This is a genomic window from Cryobacterium sp. TMT1-2-2, from assembly GCF_004403505.1.
Classification (GTDB): domain Bacteria; phylum Actinomycetota; class Actinomycetes; order Actinomycetales; family Microbacteriaceae; genus Cryobacterium; species Cryobacterium flavum.
The window spans coordinates 375,082-392,222 of record NZ_SOGS01000016.1 but is presented as its reverse complement, the minus strand read 5'-3'; the positions used below and the strand labels follow the sequence as shown (position 1 = coordinate 392,222).

The window sequence follows — 17,141 nt, the reverse complement described above, 5'->3', positions numbered from 1 at the left end:
CATGGGACTCGGAACTAGAGGCAAGAGCAAGGCCGCAGCCCGCGGACGTCGTCACACACGTCTTCGCAAGAAGATCGAGGGAACGGCGCTTCGCCCGCGCCTCGTCGTCACGCGCTCGGCTCGCCACGTATTCGTGCAGGTCGTCGACGACAGCAAGGGTTTCACCCTTGCGTCGGCATCCACGCTCGAAACGGATTTGCGCACCTTCGATGGTGACAAGACCGCCAAGGCCCGCAAGGTCGGTGAGCTTGTTGCTGAGCGTGCGAAAGCCGCCGGCATCGAAGCCGTTGTATTTGACCGTGGTGGCAGCAAGTACGCAGGACGCGTCGCAGCCATCGCTGAGGGAGCTCGAGAGGGTGGATTGAACCTGTGAGCACTGAAAAGATCGAAACCACAGCACCTGTTGCTGCCGTTGCCGAGGCGCCGGTTGAAACCGCTGCCTCCACGACCCCGCCGCAGAACGAGCCTCGCGAGGCTCGTCGTGGTGGCCGTGAGCGCAACCCGAACAAGGACCGCGGAAGCCGCGATGCCGACAAGAGCCAGTTCCTGGAGCGCGTCGTCACCATCAACCGCGTGTCGAAGGTCGTCAAGGGTGGTCGTCGCTTCAGCTTCACCGCTCTCGTCGTCGTCGGCGACGGTAACGGCCTGGTCGGCGTTGGATACGGTAAGGCCCGCGAGGTCCCGACCGCTATCTCCAAGGGCGTCGAAGAAGCGAAGAAGAACTTCTTCCGCGTTCCTCGCGTTGGCCTGACCATCCCGCACCCCGTGCAGGGTGAAGCCGCAGCCGGCGTCGTTCTGCTTCGTCCGGCAGCAGCAGGTACCGGCGTTATCGCCGGTGGCCCGGTGCGCGCCGTACTCGAATGCGCTGGCATCCACGACGTGCTGAGCAAGTCGCTCGGTTCGTCGAACACCATCAACATCGTGCACGCCACGGTCGAGGCACTGCACCAGCTCGAAGAGCCGCGTGCGGTTGCGGCTCGCCGTGGCCTCGCCTATGAAGACGTGGCTCCGGCCCGTTTTCTTCGTGCCGACGCCGCTGCAGCTGCAGCGGCCGCAACCGCGAAGGCAGGTGCCTGATGGCCCAGCTGAAGATCACACAGATCAAGTCCAAAATTAGTGAGAAGCAGAACCAGCGCGACACTCTTCGCAGCCTGGGTCTGCGACGCATTGGCGCCGTCACCATCCGCGAGGACAACTCGCAGAACCGTGGCTACGTCAACACCGTCGCTCACCTCGTAAAGGTCGAGGAGATTGACTAATGGCTGACGAGAAGGAAGCTACCAAGGTAGCCGACAAGCCTGCCACGAAGAAGGCTGCTGCCCCCAAAAAGGCCGCAGCACCGAAGAAGGCTGCTGCCCCCAAAAAGGCAGCCGTTGCAGCAGAGCCCACTGAGCCCCGCGAGCACGTGCTGAAGGTACACCACCTTCGCCCGGCGCCCGGAGCGAAGAAGGCCCGCCAGCGCGTTGGCCGTGGTGAAGGATCCAAGGGTAAAACCGCGGGTCGAGGCACCAAGGGCACGAAGGCACGCTACAGCGTGCGCGTCGGCTTCGAGGGTGGGCAGATGCCTCTGCACATGCGCACCCCGAAACTGCGTGGATTTAAGAACCCGTTCCGCGTCGAGTACCAGGTTGTCAACCTGGAAAAGCTCGAACTGCTCTATCCGGACGGCGGCGATGTCACCATTGCCAGCCTGATCGCCAAGGGTGCCGTTCGTGACAACGAAAAAGTCAAGGTTCTTGGAACCGGTGAAATTACCGTTAAGCTGAACGTGACGGTCGACAAGGTCTCTGCTTCAGCTGAGCAGAAAATTGTCGCCGCGGGTGGATCTGTAAAGTAAGTCCGTAGACGCTCAATCGAGCTTGTCGAATCCGTCAATCGAGTAAATCGTTTGGTGTGATTCGACAAGCTCGATCGTTTTAAGTCGATCTGCCGCTTTACATCGACATGCACTGTCGATCTGCGTAAAAATCTGGAGGCCTTTTTGTTTAGCGCCATTGCGCGGATCTTCCGCACACCCGACCTTCGTAAGAAGATCGGCTTCACCCTGGGCATCATTGCTCTGTTCCGTCTGGGCTCGTTCGTACCGGCCCCGTTCGTGGACTTCGGCAATGTGCAGCTGTGTCTCGCAGCCAACCAGGGCACGAGCGGCCTCTACGAGCTCGTCAACCTGTTCAGTGGTGGTGCCCTGCTGCAGTTGAGCGTCTTTGCGCTCGGCATCATGCCGTACATCACGGCCTCGATCATCGTGCAGTTGCTGCGCGTGGTCATCCCCCACTTCGACACTCTCTATAAAGAGGGTGCATCGGGCCAGAGCACTCTGACCCAGTACACGCGTTACCTCACCATCGCCCTGGGTATTCTGCAGTCGACCACGCTGATCACGGTGGCTCGAAGCGGCGCCCTGTTCGGGACATCCGCCAGCACCGAGTGCACGCAGCTGATCACCAACGACGCCTGGTATGCCATCATGCTCATGGTCATCACGATGACCGCCGGCACCGGCGTCATCATGTGGATGGGTGAGCTCGTCACCGAACGCGGCGTCGGCAACGGCATGTCGCTTATGATCTTCATCTCGATTGCCGCCCTGTTCCCCGGCTCGCTTGCCTCGATCGGCCAGCAGCAGGGTCCCGACACCCTCATCATCGTTCTGATCGTCGGAATATTGGTGGTCGCCGGCGTGGTCTTCGTCGAGCAATCGCAGCGGCGAATACCGGTGCAGTACGCCAAGCGCATGGTCGGCCGACGCACCTACGGCGGAAACAACACCTACATTCCGATCAAGGTCAACATGGCCGGCGTGATCCCCGTGATCTTTGCCTCCTCGCTGCTGTACCTGCCAGCCCTGCTCGCGCAGTTCAACCAGCCGGCCGCCGGAACCGAAGCGCCGGCCTGGGTAGTCTGGATCTCGCAGAACCTCACCGGCGGCGACCAGCCGCTGTATATGGCCATGTACTTCCTGCTCATCATTGGCTTCACCTACTTCTACGTGGCCATCACGTTCAACCCCGAAGAAGTCGCCGACAACATGAAGAAGTACGGCGGGTTCATTCCCGGCATTCGCGCCGGCCGCCCGACCGCCGAGTACCTCGACTTCGTGCTGACCCGCATCACGCTCCCCGGCTCGATCTATCTGGGCCTGATCGCGCTCATCCCGTTGATCGCGTTCTCGGTTATCGGCGCCGACCAGAACTTTCCGTTCGGCGGCGCGAGCATTCTCATCGTCGTCGGCGTGGGGCTCGAGACGGTCAAGCAGATCGACTCGCAACTGCAACAGCGACACTATGAGGGGCTTCTTAAATGACGCGCTTATTACTGATCGGCCCGCCCGGCGCGGGCAAAGGCACCCAGGCGGAGCGTCTGGCGCTCGCCTTCGACGTTCCCGCTATTTCCACCGGTGACATCTTTCGCTACAACGTGACCAACAACACCCCGCTGGGGCTCGAGGTCAAGTCGTTCATGGATGCCGGCGCCTACGTGCCGGACACCCTCACCAACGCGATCGTCGCTGACCGTCTGAAAGAAGCGGATGCCACCAACGGTTTTCTGCTGGACGGCTACCCGCGCACAACCGATCAGGTCGTTGAACTCGACCGCCTGCTCGTTGCCGGCGGCACCCAGCTCGACGTGGTCGTTCTGATCACCGCCGACACCGACGAGGTTGTCGCCCGACTGCTGAAGCGCGCAGCCGAGCAGGGCCGCGCGGACGACACTGCCGAGGTCATCCGTCACCGTCTTGACGTCTACGCTGAGCAGACCGCTCCGCTCATCGATGTGTACAGCGCCCGCGGCCTCGTCGTCACCATCGACGGCCTCGGTGCCGTTGAAGTGGTCACCGACCGCATTCTCGCTGCGCTGGCCGAACGCGGCCTGCTCCAGGGCAGCAGCACTCTCTAGCAACAGTTTGGGGCTGGGCCGAAAGGCCCGGCCCATCATCATGTGCAGCACCAATTGAATAATCGCTCCCGTTCTCGGAGCTAGTTTGTAGGAAATCAGTGAGTCTTCGTCGTTCCATCTACAAGAACCCAGCCCAGCTGCGCCTCATGGTGGCACCGGGGCTGGCCACCGCGGCATCGCTCAAAGCTGCCCGCGCGGCCATGGTCATCGGCGCGACCACCCTCGAGCTTGATGCCGCTGCTGAGGCCGCCATCGCCCTGCTCGGCGGTAAGCCGAACTTCAAACTCGAACAGGGCTACCACCACACTGTGTGCGCCTCGGTGAACGACGACGTCGTGCACGGGATCCCGTCTGCACGTCGCCTCGGCGCCGGCGATATCGTCTCGATCGACAGCGGAGCGATCATCGAAGGCTGGAATGGGGACGCCGCGTTCAGCTTCGTGCTGCCCGACGCCTCGAGGCCCGAGATCGTGGCGGAGCGCCAAAAGCTGTCCGACGTGACCGAGCAGTCCCTCTGGCACGGTATCGCCCGCCTGCACACCGCGCGCCACCTGAACGAGGTCGGCGACGCCATCGAGGACTACATCGAGTCGCAGGGCACCTACGGCATCCTCACCGACTATGTCGGCCACGGCATCGGCCGCTCCATGCACGAAGCCCCGCCGGTGTTCAACTACCGCGTGCGCCAGAAGGGCCCGGATGTGAAGCCGGGCCTCGTGGTGGCCATCGAGCCGATGGTCGTGCTCGGCTCGATCGACACCTACACCCGCGACGACGACTGGACCGTCGCCACGAGCGACGGCAAGGCCGCAGCGCACTGGGAGCACAGCGTCGCCGTGCACAAGGACGGCATCTGGGTGCTCACCGCCGAGGACGGCGGAGCTTCCGGCCTCGCCCAGTTCGGAATCGTTCCCGTCCCAATTCCGTAGCTGGCTGATCGCGTAGCTACTGGTCCATCAGGTGCACGTCGGCTCGGTCGGCGAGGGTGCTCGCCAGTTCCGGCGGGAGCGCGGTATCCCTGCTGGAGGCGATTCGCGCGGCTTTCCGCTTCGACCTACCCGGCGATTCGCAGAGCGCCGAGTTTCAGCGCCTGCTGGCCGGGGAAGCCGCGCCGCGGATTGCGGAGGTGGTCTGCGGGCTGGCGCCGGGGCATCCGCTGTTTGACGCGGTCACCCGGGACATCGCCGCAGCCCAGCGGGTGAGCCGCTGAACCAGAACCCGAGCCGCGCCCACCGGCCCCCCTGACTCCTGCGGCCATACCTGCTTCCGCCGAGTCGGGGACGCTGGTGCGCGGGAGATTATAGGACTGAATTGCCAAAAGGCAATCTCATACCATAAGATTGATCCTTGGTGTCTGGTGTCGTCTTTTGTGGCGTGTCAGGCATCAATCCCGCATGACCAGCAATCAATACAGAGCGACAGTGAGGGTATGGCCAAAAAAGACGGTGTCATCGAAATCGAGGGCGCAGTAGTCGAAGCTCTGCCCAACGCGATGTTTCGCGTTGAGCTGTCAAACGGCCACCGAGTTCTTGCCCACATCTCGGGCAAGATGCGCCAGCACTACATCCGCATCCTCCCGGAGGACCGCGTGATCGTAGAACTCAGCCCGTACGACCTGACCCGCGGCCGGATCGTCTACCGCTACAAGTAACGACTGCTGTAAGTAACGGCCCTCGGCATCCCGCGGGTACGAAGACAGCGAAAAACAAGGAATCACCATGAAGGTCAAGCCCAGCGTCAAAAAGATCTGTGACAAGTGCAAGGTCATCCGCCGTAACGGCAACGTGATGGTCATCTGCGAGAACCCGCGTCACAAGCAGCGCCAGGGTTAAGTCTCCCTTCGAGATTTACCTGAATAACTGAATATTTACTAGCAGTTCCGGGAGCCCGTGAGGGTGACACCATCGGTTGGAGGCCGGTGTACAGGAGCTGTTACAGACCTCCATCACTAACAGGAGACACAATGGCACGTCTAGCCGGCGTCGACATCCCGCGCGATAAGCGCGTGGAAGTTGCATTGACTTACATTTACGGTGTTGGCCGCACGAGGGCCCTCAAGACCCTCGCCGACACTGGAATCGACGGAAACATCCGCGTCAAGGATTTGAGCGACGACCAGCTCGTCCTTCTCCGTGACTACGTCGAGGGTTCCTTCAAGGTTGAGGGTGACCTCCGCCGTGAGGTTGCCGCTGACATCCGCCGCAAGGTTGAAATTGGCAGCTACGAGGGCATTCGCCACCGCAAGGGCCTGCCCGTTCGCGGACAGCGCACCAAGACCAACGCTCGCACCCGCAAGGGCCCGAAGCGCACCGTAGCCGGCAAGAAGAAGGCGCGCTAGGCCCTCGGCCTAGCCCGCTAACGCCTTTAGGATTCAGGAGAAATTCATGGCACAACCCAAGTCGGCCGTACGGAAGCCGCGTAAGAAAGAAAAGAAGAACATTGCTGTGGGCCAGGCCCACATCAAGAGCACCTTCAACAACACGATCGTGTCGATCACCGACACGACCGGTGCCGTCATCAGCTGGGCCTCGTCGGGCCAGGTTGGTTTCAAGGGTTCGCGCAAGTCGACCCCCTTCGCCGCACAGCTGGCCGCCGAGTCGGCCGCCCGCCAGGCGCAGGAACACGGCATGAAGAAGGTTGACGTGTTCGTCAAGGGACCCGGCTCAGGCCGCGAGACCGCGATCCGTTCACTGCAGGCCGCTGGCCTCGAGGTCGGTTCGATCAACGACGTGACGCCCCAGGCTCACAACGGATGCCGTCCGCCGAAGCGCCGCCGCGTCTAAAGCACTCGCTGTATCTCGACGGGCTCGGCACTTCGTTGCTGCCGAGCCCGTCGGGACTCTTTTCTTTCAACTTTTCACTCTCTCGTCATTGCAAGTGTCATATAGCGGACACTTAGCCGAAAGGAATCAACAGTGCTTATTGCACAGCGTCCAACGCTCACCGAAGAGAACATCTCGGAGTTCCGTTCACGGTTCATCATTGAGCCGCTCGAACCTGGCTTCGGCTACACCCTCGGCAACTCGCTTCGCCGTACCCTGCTCTCCTCGATCCCGGGCGCTGCTGTAACCAGCATCCGTATCGATGGCGTGCTGCACGAGTTCAGCACCGTTCCCGGGGTGAAGGAAGATGTCACTGAGATCATCCTGAACATCAAGGGACTTGTCGTCTCGAGCGAGCACGACGAGCCGATCACCGCGTACCTGCGCAAGCAGGGTGCCGGCCAGGTCACCGCCGCTGACATTTCGGCTCCCGCCGGCGTCGAGGTGCACAACCCCGAACTGGTCATCGCAACCCTCAACGACAAGGCGAAGTTCGAACTCGAACTGACCATTGAGCGTGGACGTGGTTACGTCTCCAGCACCCAGAACCGCAACGAGTTCTCCGAGGCCGGCCAGATTCCGGTCGACTCGATCTACTCGCCCGTGCTCAAGGTGACCTACCGCGTCGAGGCAACTCGTGCCGGTGAGCGCACTGACTTCGACCGCCTCGTCGTTGACGTGGAGACCAAGTCGGCTATCTCGCCTCGCGACGCCATCGCATCCTCTGGCCGCACCCTGACCGAGCTGTTCGGTCTGGCCCGCGAGCTCAACACCGCCGCCGAGGGCATCGAGATCGGCCCCGCGCCGGTTGACGCCGTGCTCTCGACCGAGCTTTCGATTCCGATCGAAGACCTCGACCTGTCAGTGCGCTCGTACAACTGCCTCAAGCGCGAAGGCATCAACAACGTCAGCGAACTGGTCGCCCTGTCGGAGACCCAGCTGATGAACATCCGCAACTTCGGGCAGAAGTCGGTTGACGAAGTGAAGGACAAGCTCGTTGAGCTCGGCCTGTCCCTGAAGGATTCGGTTCCCGGATTCGACGGCGCGCACTTCTACAGCGGCTACGAAGAAGAGACCAACTAAGGCTCGCGCTTCAACGCTGCCTTTCGATTTTTTGATACTGGAGAATACCAATGCCTAAGCCCACAAAGGGCCCCCGTCTCGGTGGCGGCCCGGCGCACGAGCGCCTCATGCTTGCGAACCTGGCCGCGGCCCTGTTCACCCACAAGTCGATCAAGACGACCGAGACCCGTGCCAAGCGCCTGCGTCCGCTCGCCGAGCGCATGGTGCAGTTCGCCAAGCGCGGCGACCTGCACGCCCGTCGTCGCGTCCTCGCGACGATCACCGACAAGTCCGTCGTGCACGAGCTGTTCACGGTCATCGCCCCGCAGGTCAACGAGCGTCAGGGCGGTTACACCCGCATCACGAAGCTCGGTTTCCGCAAGGGTGACAACGCGTCCATGGTGCAGATGGAGCTCGTTCTCGAGCCCCTGACCCCCAAGGTCAAGCGCTCCAAGACTGCGACCGTTGCCGCGACCCCCATTGGGTCCGAGGACGTCGTAGCCGAGGACGTAGTAGTCGAGGACGTAGTAGTCGAGGACGTAGTAGTCGAGGACGTAGTAGCTGACGATGTCGTCGTCGAAGACGCTGCAGCAGAGGCCGACAAGAAGTAGCATCACCCCCGCTCGCGAGAGCGCAAAAAGTGCCCGATTGGATCGCTCAATCGGGCACTTTTTGCGCTCTCGACGAAAGATAGGGTTGGGGGATGGATCTACACGAGACTTCGTTGGCGGAACGCGTGGGGGTCGCCCCGGCTCCGGTTCTTCCGGAGCACCCGGATGTCGCGGCGTGGCGGCCCGCCACCACCGCCGACATCGACGGCATCTGGCAGCTGCGCCGGGCCATGGGCGAAGTCGACCACCCCAACTACCTCACGGCTCGCGGTGCGATCGCCGCCGACTTCGGCTACTCCCACTTTCATGCGGAGCTCGATTCGCTCGTGGGCATCGACGCCGCCGGCAGCATCCTCGCGGTCGGCATGGTCATGTTCCCGCCCCGCCAGGTCAGCCTCGTGCGCTCGATGCCGATTGGCGGCGTACACCCCCGACTGCGCGGCCGGGGCATCGGCCGCCAGCTGCTGGAGTGGCAGCTCGGCCGGGCGAAACAGCAGCTAGCGAGCTCGACCACGACGCTGCCCGGCTGGATCCTCAGCTACGCCGACGAACGTTCCCCGCAGAACGCCGCCCTGTTCGAGCACGCCGGCCTCAGCCTCGCGCGCTATTTTCTCACCCTCGAACGCCCATTGGATGCGCCGGTGCGCGTGATCGACCCGGCCGCCGGCATCCGTGTCGCCGCGTATACCGCGGCGGTCTCGGCCGAGGTGCACCGCACCCGAGATGACTCCTTCATGGACCACTGGGGCAGCCAGCCGATGAGTGACGAAAACTGGAATGCCTTCGTGGGCGGAAAATGGTTTCGCCCCGACCTGTCATTCGTGGCTTACGGCACCGACGCGGCCGGCACCGAGCAGGTCGTCGGCTTCGTGCTCTCGACAGCGAATGAGAATATCTGGGCCATGCAGGGGTTCACCGGCAGCTATATCGACCTGGTCGGCGTCTTGAGCGGATGGCGCGGCCGCCACATCGCGCAATCCCTCCTGGCCGCCCAGCTGGCTGCCGGGCAGGCCCTCGGCCACGAGCGGGTGACCCTCGCGGTGGACTCTGCCAGCCCCACCGGCGCCCTCGGCCTGTATACCGGCATGGGTTTCGTGCCCACTCACAAGAAGATGGCGTACACGCTCGAGTTCTAGACCTGGCCCCGTTCGGGACGGCGCGGATAGGGTGAAGCATGACCGATCACACGACTCCACTCTCTGCGCGCGTGACCGCTCCCGCGCAGCTGCCCGTTCCTGAGCATGCCGAGGTCGCACTGTGGCGCCCGGCGACGTCCGACGATATCGACGCCATCTGGGAGCTGGAGAAGGCAATCGGCCGGGCCGACCACCCCAACTATGTGCTGGAGCGGGATCAGATCGCCGAGATCTTCGACTTCTCGTTCGTCGAACCGGCGACCGACACCCTCGTCGCTCTCGACGCCGACGGTCACGTCGTCGCCGACGGCCTGGTCGTGCTCCAGCCCGGGCAGGACACCCTGGTGAAAGCCAACCTGAGCGGCGGGGTACTGCCCGCGCTGCGCGGCCGGGGCATCGGCCGTGAGCTGCTGGGCTGGCAGGTCGCCCGCGCCCACCAGCAACTGGCCACCTCTGGCAAGATGCTCCCAGGCTGGATCTCCACGTTCTCTGACGAGCGTGCACCCCAGAACGGGCGCCTGTACGCACGGTTCGGTCTGGCCTGCACGCGCTACTTTCTCACCCTCGACCGCGTGCTCGCCGACCCGATCCGCGAGGTCACGGTGGGCGCGGGCATCCGCGTGGCCGGGTATACGCCCGAGCTGTCGGCGGCCGTGCACGCCGCGCGTGATACCGCCTTCATGGATCACTGGTCCAGCCAGCCCATTCCCGACGAGAGCTGGAACGCGTACGTCACCGGGCCGTCGTTCACCAACGACCTTTCGTTCGTCGCGTTCGCGACCGAGCCCGACGGCAGTGAACACATCGTCGGCTTTGTCATGTCGAGCGTGAACGAAGACGACTGGGCAGCGGCCGGCTACCGCAGCAGCTACATCGGACTGGTCGGCGTGCTGAGCGGATGGCGCGGCCGCCACATCGCGCAGGCCCTGTTGGCCGTGCAGCTGGCCGCCAGCCGGGCCGCCGGGCACGAGCGGGCCACCCTCGACGTGGACTCGGCGAGCCCGACCGGCGCGCTCGACCTGTATACGGGCATGGGTTTCTTCGCCACCAACCGGGAGCTCGCCTACGTGCTCGAGTTCTGAAGTGTCAGCGGTAGGGCGGCGAACTTGGCGCGTCGGAATCACGCATCAACCAGCTGGTGTCCGGCAGCGGCGGCACCGCCGCCAGACGCTGAACCGCGGCGTGCACCTCGTCGGCGTAGAGCTGGCCGCCGGTCGGCCCCGGGTGCACGTGATCGCCGGCCAGCAGGTCGAGTCGCCCCGCGATCACGTCGTGCCAGTTCGCGAGTTCGACCCGGCGATTGCCCGAAGCGAACTCGGCGAGCCTGGCGTTGACACCGTCGGTCCAATCCCGTTCGGCGTAGGCGTTCACGAGCACGAGCTGCCGGTCGGGCCCGAGAATGCGCAGAATCTCGGTGAGTTCGCTGGTCGTGATCGGCCCGTTGGTGCCGAGCCCGATCACCACGACCGGCTGCAACTGGCCCGCCGCCTCGAGCGCCAGCAATATGTCATCTGCGGAATACATCCCGCGGGAGACCGACGCGTCAACGGTCATGCCCGCGAAGGTTGCCTGCAATTCCGGAGCCGACGCCAGCATGACGGAGTCGCCGATCGCGGTGATTAGTCCGTCGACGAGGGCCGGGGCTGCAGTGGCCTGGCGGGCAGCCTCGGAGGCCGCAGCCTGCGCGGCGGCCCGGGCCGCGGCATCCATTGCCCGTTGGCCCCGTTCGATGCGGAGTTGCGCCGTGGTCTGCGCCGGCGCGGCCACGACGGCGGCGGTGGTGCCGCCGACCAGCAGCAGCGACAGGGCGGCCGTCGCAGCGATCAGGCGGCGGCAACGGGTGGGTCCGGTCCACAGCGCACCGATCTGACGGATGCTGCCGCGCACGCCGACCTGCCGGATCGGCACTTCCAGCCAGCGGTACGACGCTGCGGCGAAGACCAGGGTGATGACCGTGGCAACGAGGCCGATCGGCAGCAGGCTGCTCGCGCGGGACGATGCCGGCCAGAGCAGCTGCACCAGTACGAGGATCGGCCAGTGCCACAGGTAGATGCCGTAGGAGCGCTCTCCGAGGTAGCGGAGCGGGGCCGCGTCGAGCAGACGCCCGAACCGGCCGCCGCGCACTCCCGCCCAGATGGCGACGGCTGTGGCGACGGAGACCGCGACGAGGCCGCCGCGGTAGGTGGCGGTGCCGTCTTCCGGCAGCCAGAGTGCGAAGGCGATGATCGTCAGGATGGCAGCCCCGCCGAGCCACGGACGCAGTCGGGGCACTTCGTTGCGTTGTCCGCTGGGTCGACGGAGCAGTAGGGCCAGGGCGGCGCCCGCGAACAGGCCGAAACTGTGGGTGTCGGAGCCGTAGTACACCCGGGTCGGGTCCGCTCCGGGCTGGTACAGCACGCCCATCCACAGGGCCGAGGCGATGAACAGTGTGGTGACGATGGCCAGCCGAACGCGCGGCCGGCTAATCAGCAGCACGCCCAGTAGGAGCAGCGGCCAGACCAGGTAGAACTGTTCTTCCACCGCGAGCGACCACAGGTTGCGCAGCAGTTCGGGTTCGTTGACGCTGAAATAGCTCGCATCATTGGCGATCGACACCCAGTTGTAGCCGAAGGTGCTGGCCCCGACGAGTTGCGCGCCGAGCCCGACCAACACGTCGCCGCCGATCACGAAGGCGATGGTGCAGCTGATCAGCACGACCGGAATGAGCGGGGGCACCAGCCGGCGGGCGCGGCGTTGCCAGAACCGGTGGAGCGAGATGCGCCCGGTGCGGGTGTGCTCGGAGACCAACAGTCCGGTGATCAGAAAACCACTGATCACGAAGAAAACGTCAACGCCGATGAAACCGCCGGGCAGCATCGCCGGAAAGAAATGGTAGAGCGCGACGGCAATGACGGCGAGCGCGCGCAGGCCGTCGAGGCCGGCCAGGCGAGAGCTGCGCGGGGCGTTCGTCGGCCCCAGCAGGGGAGTGTTGACCGGCCCGAGTGCGGCGGTCGCTGGCCGAGTTCTCCCGGTGAATGGGAACAAACGCGGGGAACGAGTCATGGGCAACACAGGGTTTCTTTGGCACTCATTATGGGGGTGGGCCATGGGCCGGTTTCAACGATAACCCGAGCGCGCCGCCTAGGCTTACCCTCGTGAATCTTTTTGTGCCCCGCGCCGTGAACGCTGCGCTCGGCTCCACGCGCATCCGTCTTGACCTCTCCTACGATGGCACTGATTTTACCGGTTGGGCCCGCCAACCGGGCTTTCGAACCGTTCAGGCCGACATCGAAAATGGCCTTGCCGGCATTCTGCAGAGCTTTCCCCCGCACCCCACCCTGATCGTCGCGGGCCGAACGGATGCCGGGGTGCACGCCCGCGGGCAGGTCGCCCACTTCGACCTCACCGCCGAGCAGGCGCACTCCCTGGTGCGCATCCAGCGCGGCACCGGAAACCGCCCGCCGGTCGACCTCGGCACTGCCGTGCTGCGCCGCCTCGGCGGCATCCTGGTGACCAAGCCCGACATCGTGCTGCGCCGCGCCACGGTCGTGCCCGGCGGCTTCGATGCCCGGTTCTCGGCCATGTGGCGCCGTTACGAATACCGCATCAGCGACCCCCTCGCCCTACGCGACCCGCAGCAGCGGCTGCGCACCACGTGGCATCCGTTTAAACTCGACCTCGCGGCCATGGACGCCGCAGCCGCGACGCTGGTGGGACTGCACGACTTCGCCGCCTACTGCAAGCCGCGCCCCGGAGCGACGACCATCCGAACCGTGCAGGACTTTCGCTGGTCGCGCGACGACGACGGCCTGATCATCGCCACGATCAAAGCGGATGCCTTCTGCCACAGCATGGTGCGCGCCATGGTCGGCGCCTGCGTGGCCGTGGGGGAGGGGCGCCTCGACGGCAGCACTCTCGCGCACCTGCACTTCGACAAGCACCGCATCAGCGAGTTCAAGGTGATGCAGGCGCACGGCCTCACCCTGATCGACGTCGCCTACCCCGACGACGCGTCCCTGGCGCAGCGCGCCATTGACACGCGCAACCGGCGCTCGCTTCCGGGGCAAGTTGCGTCCGCGGTCGCCTCCGACTAGTGTTGACCCTTGGTGTCTGTGCGTTGCAGCGCGGCACCCGAACGTGAGCCCTCCATCGACAGTGTTCTCATTTAGAACACGCCCGGAGCGGGATTCACGAACACCTCCGTTCGAAAAAGAAGAAAGCAGCACAACAGTGACGCGCACTTACACCCCCAAGGCAAGCGAACTCCAGCACGACTGGGTTGTCATCGATGCCACCGATATCGTCCTCGGACGTCTGGCCAGCCACGCGGCAATCCTGCTGCGCGGCAAGCACAAGGCCACCTTCTCCCCGCACATGGACGGTGGCGACTTCGTTATCATCGTCAACGCCGAGAAGGTTGCCCTGACCGGTAAGAAGCTCGACCTGAAGATCGCCTACCGCCACTCCGGTTACCCGGGCGGCCTCACGGCGACCAACTACTCCGAGATGCTCGAGAAGCACCCGACCCGTGCGGTTGAAAAAGCGATCCGCGGCATGCTGCCGAAGAACTCGCTCGGCCGCGCCCAGCTCACCAAGCTGAAGGTTTACGCCGGCCCTGAGCACCCGCACTCCGCTCAGCAGCCCAAGCCGTACACCCTCAGCCAGGTCGCGCAGTAGCGCCGGCAACCAGACTTCTCGACTCTCAGATACTTAGATACACGGATAAAAAGGATTCCCATCATCGTGGCGAAGATCGCAGACCAGATTGACCAGGCTCCGGAGAGCTACTCCACCGAGACTCCGGCCGAAACCGTAACCAAGGCGCCCCGCGCCGTCCTCAACGTTCCCGGCGCAGCCGTCGGCCGTCGCAAGCAGGCCATCGCCCGCGTGCGCATCGTCCCCGGCTCCGGCACGATCGTTGTCAACGGTCGCGAGTTCGCTGACTACTTCCCGAACAAGCTGCACCAGCAGCTCATCAACGACCCGTTCAAGGTTCTCGACCTGCTCGGCTCGTACGATGTCATCGCTCGCATCACCGGTGGTGGCCCGTCCGGCCAGGCCGGCGCGCTTCGCCTCGGCATCGCACGCTGCTTGAACCTGATCGACGAAGAGAACAACCGTGCCATCCTCAAGAAGAACGGCTTCCTCAGCCGCGACGCTCGAGTCAAGGAGCGTAAGAAGGCCGGACTCAAGAAGGCCCGTAAGGCACCTCAGTTCAGCAAGCGCTAACCCGATAGCCGACGACGAAATGACTCGTCTGTTCGGCACGGACGGCGTTCGGGGCCTGGCCAACCGTGATCTCACGGCTGGCCTGGCCCTGAGCCTTGCCCAGGCCAGCGCCGCAGTGCTGACCAAGGGACGTCGTGCCCAAGCACGTCTTGAAGCGGGCCGCCGGCCCGTCGCCGTGGTCGCCCGCGACCCGCGAATCTCCGGTGAATTCCTGACCGCTGCAGTCTCGGCCGGCTTGGCCTCCAGCGGTGTCGATGTTCTCGACGCCGGGGTCATCCCCACGCCAGCCGCGGCCTTCCTGATCAACGACATCGGGGCCGACTTCGGTGTGATGATTTCTGCCTCACACAACGCGGCCCCCGATAACGGCATCAAGATCTTCGCCTATGGCGGAACCAAACTTCCCGACGACGTCGAGGACCGCATCGAGAGCCACATCGGTCGCGACACGCTGATGCCGATCGCCGGCGACGTTGGACGCATTCGTCGCTTTGCTGACGCCGAAGACCGCTACGTGGTGCACCTGCTTACCACCCTGCCGCACCGCCTCGACGGCATCCACGTCGTACTGGACTGCGCGCACGGCGCCGCCGCCGGCGTGTCGCCTCAGGTGTTCACGGATGCTGGTGCTCGCCTCACGGTGATCGGCGCCGACCCCGACGGCCTCAACATCAACGACGGTGTGGGCTCCACCCACCTCGACAACCTCGCCAAGGCCGTGCTTGAGCACGGCGCCGACGTCGGCATCGCCCACGACGGCGACGCCGACCGTTGCCTGGCCGTGGACAAGGATGGCAACATCGTCGACGGCGACCAGATCATGGCTATTCTCGCCGTGTCGATGGCCGAACGCGGTGTGCTGAAAGACCGCACGCTGGTCGCGACCGTGATGAGCAACCTCGGCCTGAGCAAGGCGATGGCGGCCAACGACATCGCCATGGTGCAGACCAAGGTCGGCGACCGGTACGTGCTCGAAGAACTCAACGCTCACGGGTATTCCCTCGGCGGCGAGCAGAGCGGTCACGTCATCATGACCAAGTTCGCCACCACCGGCGACGGCATTCTCACCGGGCTGCACCTCGTGGCCGAAATGGCGCGCACCGGTAAAACCTTGGCCGAACTGGCATCCGTTATGACCGTGTACCCGCAGATTCTGGTCAACGTGCGCGGAGTCAACCACAAGGGTCTCGGCGCCGACGACGTCATCGCCGAGGCTGTGCTCGCCGCTGAAGCCGAACTCGGCGACACCGGTCGCGTGCTGCTGCGCCCCTCGGGCACCGAGCCGATGGTGCGGGTCATGGTGGAAGCCGCCGACCAGCACACCGCCGACCGCCTGGCGCACTCCCTCGCCGACGTGGTCCGCGAGCGCCTGGCCCTCTAGCCCGTCCCGGGGACGGGGCCCAGGCCCCGTCCGTGTCAGGACGGGTCAGACCTTGCGCAGGAGCACCGTGGAGACCGCGTGCGTGGGGTCCTTGCGCAGCACCAGGGTCGCCCGCGACCGGGTGGGGCGAATATTCTGCAGCAGGTTGGGCTGGTTGATGCTGGTCCAGATGCTGCGCGCCTTGCCGCGAGCCTCATCTTCGGTGAGGTCGGCGTAACGGTGAAAGAACGAGTTGGGGTTGGCGAACGCGCCGCGTTGCAGCTTGAGAAAACGCTCCTCGTACCAGCGGGCAATGTCCTGGGTGCGGGCATCCACGTAGATGGTGAAGTCGAACAGGTCACTGACCGAGAGGCCGTGCCCAGGGCCGGGCGGCTGCAGCACGTTGAGACCCTCGACAATGAGAATGTCGGGCTGGCGTACCACAATCTGCGCGTCGGGCACGATGTCGTAGCTGAGGTGCGAGTAGAACGGTGAGCGCACCTCGGGGGCGCCGCTCTTGACCGCGCTCACAAAGCGCAGCAGGGCCCGTCGGTCGTAGGACTCCGGAAAACCCTTGCGTTCCATCAGCCCGCGGCGGTTCAGCTCGGCGTTCGGAAACAAAAACCCGTCGGTCGTGACCAATTCCACCCGGGGGGTGTCGTCCCAGCGGGCGAGCATCTTCCGCAGCAGTCGGGCGGTCGTGGATTTACCGACCGCGACGGAGCCGGCCACACCGATCACGAACGGGGTCGGGCGGGCGCGTTCGCCCAGGAATCCACTGGTCGCGCGGTGCAGTGTGCGGGCATTGGCCGCGTAGAGGTTGAGCAGGCGGCTCAGCGGCAGGTAGACATCCGTCACCTCGTTGATGTCGAGCGGCTCGCCGATGCCGCGCAATTGCACGATCTCGGTTTCTTTCAGCGGCAGCAGAGTGGTCGGCGCGAGGGCCGCCCAGTCGGCCCGGTCGAGCTCCACAAAAGGGGTACCGTGACCGTTCAATACAGGGGCCAGCACCGGATCGGACATTCCCCCAAGCTTAGTCCGACTA

General features: G+C 64.6%; 22 protein-coding genes. 20 read left to right on the top strand and 2 right to left on the bottom strand.

Annotation, left to right across the window (positions count from 1 at the left end; translation table 11 throughout):
* Position 1 precedes the first annotated feature (1 nt).
* From rplR to E3T35_RS11660, 16 genes are all read left to right on the top strand, one after another.
* Positions 2-373 carry a 50S ribosomal protein L18 gene (rplR, locus tag E3T35_RS11735; RefSeq protein ID WP_092107252.1) on the top strand — a complete coding sequence of 124 codons (372 nt, stop codon included), beginning with the start codon at positions 2-4 and terminating at the stop codon, positions 371-373.
* Positions 370-1,077 carry a ribosomal protein S5 gene (gene rpsE / locus E3T35_RS11730; protein ID WP_369827303.1) on the top strand — a complete coding sequence of 236 codons (708 nt, stop codon included), beginning with the start codon at positions 370-372 and terminating at the stop codon, positions 1,075-1,077. Before rplR ends, rpsE begins: the two co-directional genes overlap by 4 nt.
* Complete coding sequence (rpmD, locus tag E3T35_RS11725; protein WP_066597599.1) at positions 1,077-1,259, top strand: 50S ribosomal protein L30; 183 nt, start codon at positions 1,077-1,079, stop codon at positions 1,257-1,259. Before rpsE ends, rpmD begins: the two co-directional genes overlap by 1 nt.
* Positions 1,259-1,837 (top strand): 50S ribosomal protein L15, encoded by a 579-nt coding sequence (rplO, locus tag E3T35_RS11720; protein ID WP_134379217.1) that lies wholly within the window; start codon positions 1,259-1,261, stop codon positions 1,835-1,837. The genes rpmD and rplO overlap by 1 nt, the downstream gene beginning before the upstream one ends.
* A 144-nt stretch (positions 1,838-1,981) precedes the next feature.
* Positions 1,982-3,304: a preprotein translocase subunit SecY gene (gene secY, locus E3T35_RS11715; RefSeq protein ID WP_092339425.1), complete on the top strand. Its 1,323-nt coding sequence runs from the start codon at positions 1,982-1,984 to the stop codon at positions 3,302-3,304.
* Complete coding sequence (locus E3T35_RS11710) at positions 3,301-3,897, top strand: adenylate kinase (RefSeq protein WP_134345337.1); 597 nt, start codon at positions 3,301-3,303, stop codon at positions 3,895-3,897. The genes secY and E3T35_RS11710 overlap by 4 nt, the downstream gene beginning before the upstream one ends.
* Before the next feature lie 146 nt (positions 3,898-4,043).
* Positions 4,044-4,826 carry a type I methionyl aminopeptidase gene (gene map, locus E3T35_RS11705; RefSeq protein WP_134345393.1) on the top strand — a complete coding sequence of 261 codons (783 nt, stop codon included), beginning with the start codon at positions 4,044-4,046 and terminating at the stop codon, positions 4,824-4,826.
* Positions 4,827-4,882: 56 nt separating this feature from the next.
* On the top strand, positions 4,883-5,107 hold the full coding sequence (locus E3T35_RS11700) for a hypothetical protein (protein WP_134379215.1): 225 nt from the start codon (positions 4,883-4,885) through the stop codon (positions 5,105-5,107).
* A 219-nt stretch (positions 5,108-5,326) separates the two neighbouring features.
* Positions 5,327-5,548 carry a translation initiation factor IF-1 gene (gene infA / locus E3T35_RS11695; protein WP_035834638.1) on the top strand — a complete coding sequence of 74 codons (222 nt, stop codon included), beginning with the start codon at positions 5,327-5,329 and terminating at the stop codon, positions 5,546-5,548.
* A gap of 67 nt (positions 5,549-5,615) precedes the next feature.
* Positions 5,616-5,729 (top strand): 50S ribosomal protein L36, encoded by a 114-nt coding sequence (gene rpmJ / locus E3T35_RS11690; RefSeq protein ID WP_035834639.1) that lies wholly within the window; start codon positions 5,616-5,618, stop codon positions 5,727-5,729.
* A gap of 131 nt (positions 5,730-5,860) precedes the next feature.
* Complete coding sequence (gene rpsM / locus E3T35_RS11685) at positions 5,861-6,235, top strand: 30S ribosomal protein S13 (protein WP_092107268.1); 375 nt, start codon at positions 5,861-5,863, stop codon at positions 6,233-6,235.
* A 46-nt stretch (positions 6,236-6,281) separates the two neighbouring features.
* The gene (gene rpsK / locus E3T35_RS11680) at positions 6,282-6,680 is read left to right on the top strand and encodes a 30S ribosomal protein S11 (protein WP_035834641.1); all 399 of its coding nucleotides are present in this window, start codon (positions 6,282-6,284) and stop codon (positions 6,678-6,680) included.
* 132 nt (positions 6,681-6,812) lie between these two features.
* Entirely contained in the window at positions 6,813-7,802 is a 990-nt protein-coding gene (locus tag E3T35_RS11675; protein ID WP_092339419.1) for a DNA-directed RNA polymerase subunit alpha, read from the top strand.
* Between the two features lie 50 nt (positions 7,803-7,852).
* Complete coding sequence (rplQ, locus tag E3T35_RS11670; protein WP_134379213.1) at positions 7,853-8,392, top strand: 50S ribosomal protein L17; 540 nt, start codon at positions 7,853-7,855, stop codon at positions 8,390-8,392.
* A gap of 92 nt (positions 8,393-8,484) precedes the next feature.
* Entirely contained in the window at positions 8,485-9,528 is a 1,044-nt protein-coding gene (locus tag E3T35_RS11665) for a GNAT family N-acetyltransferase (RefSeq protein WP_134379211.1), read from the top strand.
* Between the two features lie 38 nt (positions 9,529-9,566).
* Positions 9,567-10,610 (top strand): GNAT family N-acetyltransferase, encoded by a 1,044-nt coding sequence (locus E3T35_RS11660; RefSeq protein ID WP_134379209.1) that lies wholly within the window; start codon positions 9,567-9,569, stop codon positions 10,608-10,610.
* A gap of 4 nt (positions 10,611-10,614) precedes the next feature.
* Here E3T35_RS11660 and E3T35_RS11655 read toward each other — a convergent pair whose 3' ends face one another.
* On the bottom strand, positions 10,615-12,570 hold the full coding sequence (locus E3T35_RS11655) for an acyltransferase family protein (RefSeq protein WP_166789929.1): 1,956 nt from the start codon (positions 12,568-12,570) through the stop codon (positions 10,615-10,617).
* A 92-nt stretch (positions 12,571-12,662) separates the two neighbouring features.
* Here E3T35_RS11655 and truA point away from each other — a divergent pair, with 92 nt between their 5' ends.
* The 4 genes from truA to glmM all read left to right on the top strand — a co-directional run bounded on the left by truA (position 12,663) and on the right by glmM (position 16,117).
* The gene (gene truA / locus E3T35_RS11650) at positions 12,663-13,601 is read left to right on the top strand and encodes a tRNA pseudouridine(38-40) synthase TruA (RefSeq protein ID WP_241988823.1); all 939 of its coding nucleotides are present in this window, start codon (positions 12,663-12,665) and stop codon (positions 13,599-13,601) included.
* Between the two features lie 136 nt (positions 13,602-13,737).
* The gene (gene rplM / locus E3T35_RS11645) at positions 13,738-14,184 is read left to right on the top strand and encodes a 50S ribosomal protein L13 (RefSeq protein WP_092107284.1); all 447 of its coding nucleotides are present in this window, start codon (positions 13,738-13,740) and stop codon (positions 14,182-14,184) included.
* Between the two features lie 66 nt (positions 14,185-14,250).
* Positions 14,251-14,736, top strand: a complete 486-nt coding sequence (rpsI, locus tag E3T35_RS11640; RefSeq protein ID WP_092107287.1) for a 30S ribosomal protein S9 — start codon at positions 14,251-14,253, stop codon at positions 14,734-14,736.
* A gap of 19 nt (positions 14,737-14,755) precedes the next feature.
* Positions 14,756-16,117, top strand: a complete 1,362-nt coding sequence (gene glmM / locus E3T35_RS11635) for a phosphoglucosamine mutase (RefSeq protein ID WP_134379203.1) — start codon at positions 14,756-14,758, stop codon at positions 16,115-16,117.
* Positions 16,118-16,162: 45 nt separating this feature from the next.
* Here glmM and coaA read toward each other — a convergent pair whose 3' ends face one another.
* A complete protein-coding gene (gene coaA, locus E3T35_RS11630) occupies positions 16,163-17,119 on the bottom strand; it encodes a type I pantothenate kinase (protein WP_092339409.1) in 957 nt (318 codons plus the stop codon).
* Positions 17,120-17,141: the final 22 nt, after the last annotated feature.

What these genes read in the sequence shown, in the direction of transcription:
- rplR (WP_092107252.1), top strand. Translation starts at nt 2, where the DNA reads ATGGGACTCGGAACTAGAGGCAAGAGCAAGGCCGCAGCCCGCGGACGT.
- rpmD (WP_066597599.1), top strand. Translation starts at nt 1,077, where the DNA reads ATGGCCCAGCTGAAGATCACACAGATCAAGTCCAAAATTAGTGAGAAG.
- rplO (WP_134379217.1), top strand. Translation starts at nt 1,259, where the DNA reads ATGGCTGACGAGAAGGAAGCTACCAAGGTAGCCGACAAGCCTGCCACG.
- E3T35_RS11710 (WP_134345337.1), top strand. Translation starts at nt 3,301, where the DNA reads ATGACGCGCTTATTACTGATCGGCCCGCCCGGCGCGGGCAAAGGCACC.
- map (WP_134345393.1), top strand. Translation starts at nt 4,044, where the DNA reads ATGGTGGCACCGGGGCTGGCCACCGCGGCATCGCTCAAAGCTGCCCGC.
- infA (WP_035834638.1), top strand. Translation starts at nt 5,327, where the DNA reads ATGGCCAAAAAAGACGGTGTCATCGAAATCGAGGGCGCAGTAGTCGAA.
- rpmJ (WP_035834639.1), top strand. Translation starts at nt 5,616, where the DNA reads ATGAAGGTCAAGCCCAGCGTCAAAAAGATCTGTGACAAGTGCAAGGTC.
- rpsM (WP_092107268.1), top strand. Translation starts at nt 5,861, where the DNA reads ATGGCACGTCTAGCCGGCGTCGACATCCCGCGCGATAAGCGCGTGGAA.
- rpsK (WP_035834641.1), top strand. Translation starts at nt 6,282, where the DNA reads ATGGCACAACCCAAGTCGGCCGTACGGAAGCCGCGTAAGAAAGAAAAG.
- rplQ (WP_134379213.1), top strand. Translation starts at nt 7,853, where the DNA reads ATGCCTAAGCCCACAAAGGGCCCCCGTCTCGGTGGCGGCCCGGCGCAC.
- E3T35_RS11665 (WP_134379211.1), top strand. Translation starts at nt 8,485, where the DNA reads ATGGATCTACACGAGACTTCGTTGGCGGAACGCGTGGGGGTCGCCCCG.
- E3T35_RS11660 (WP_134379209.1), top strand. Translation starts at nt 9,567, where the DNA reads ATGACCGATCACACGACTCCACTCTCTGCGCGCGTGACCGCTCCCGCG.
- E3T35_RS11655 (WP_166789929.1), bottom strand. Translation starts at nt 12,570, where the DNA reads ATGACTCGTTCCCCGCGTTTGTTCCCATTCACCGGGAGAACTCGGCCA.
- glmM (WP_134379203.1), top strand. Translation starts at nt 14,756, where the DNA reads ATGACTCGTCTGTTCGGCACGGACGGCGTTCGGGGCCTGGCCAACCGT.
- coaA (WP_092339409.1), bottom strand. Translation starts at nt 17,119, where the DNA reads ATGTCCGATCCGGTGCTGGCCCCTGTATTGAACGGTCACGGTACCCCT.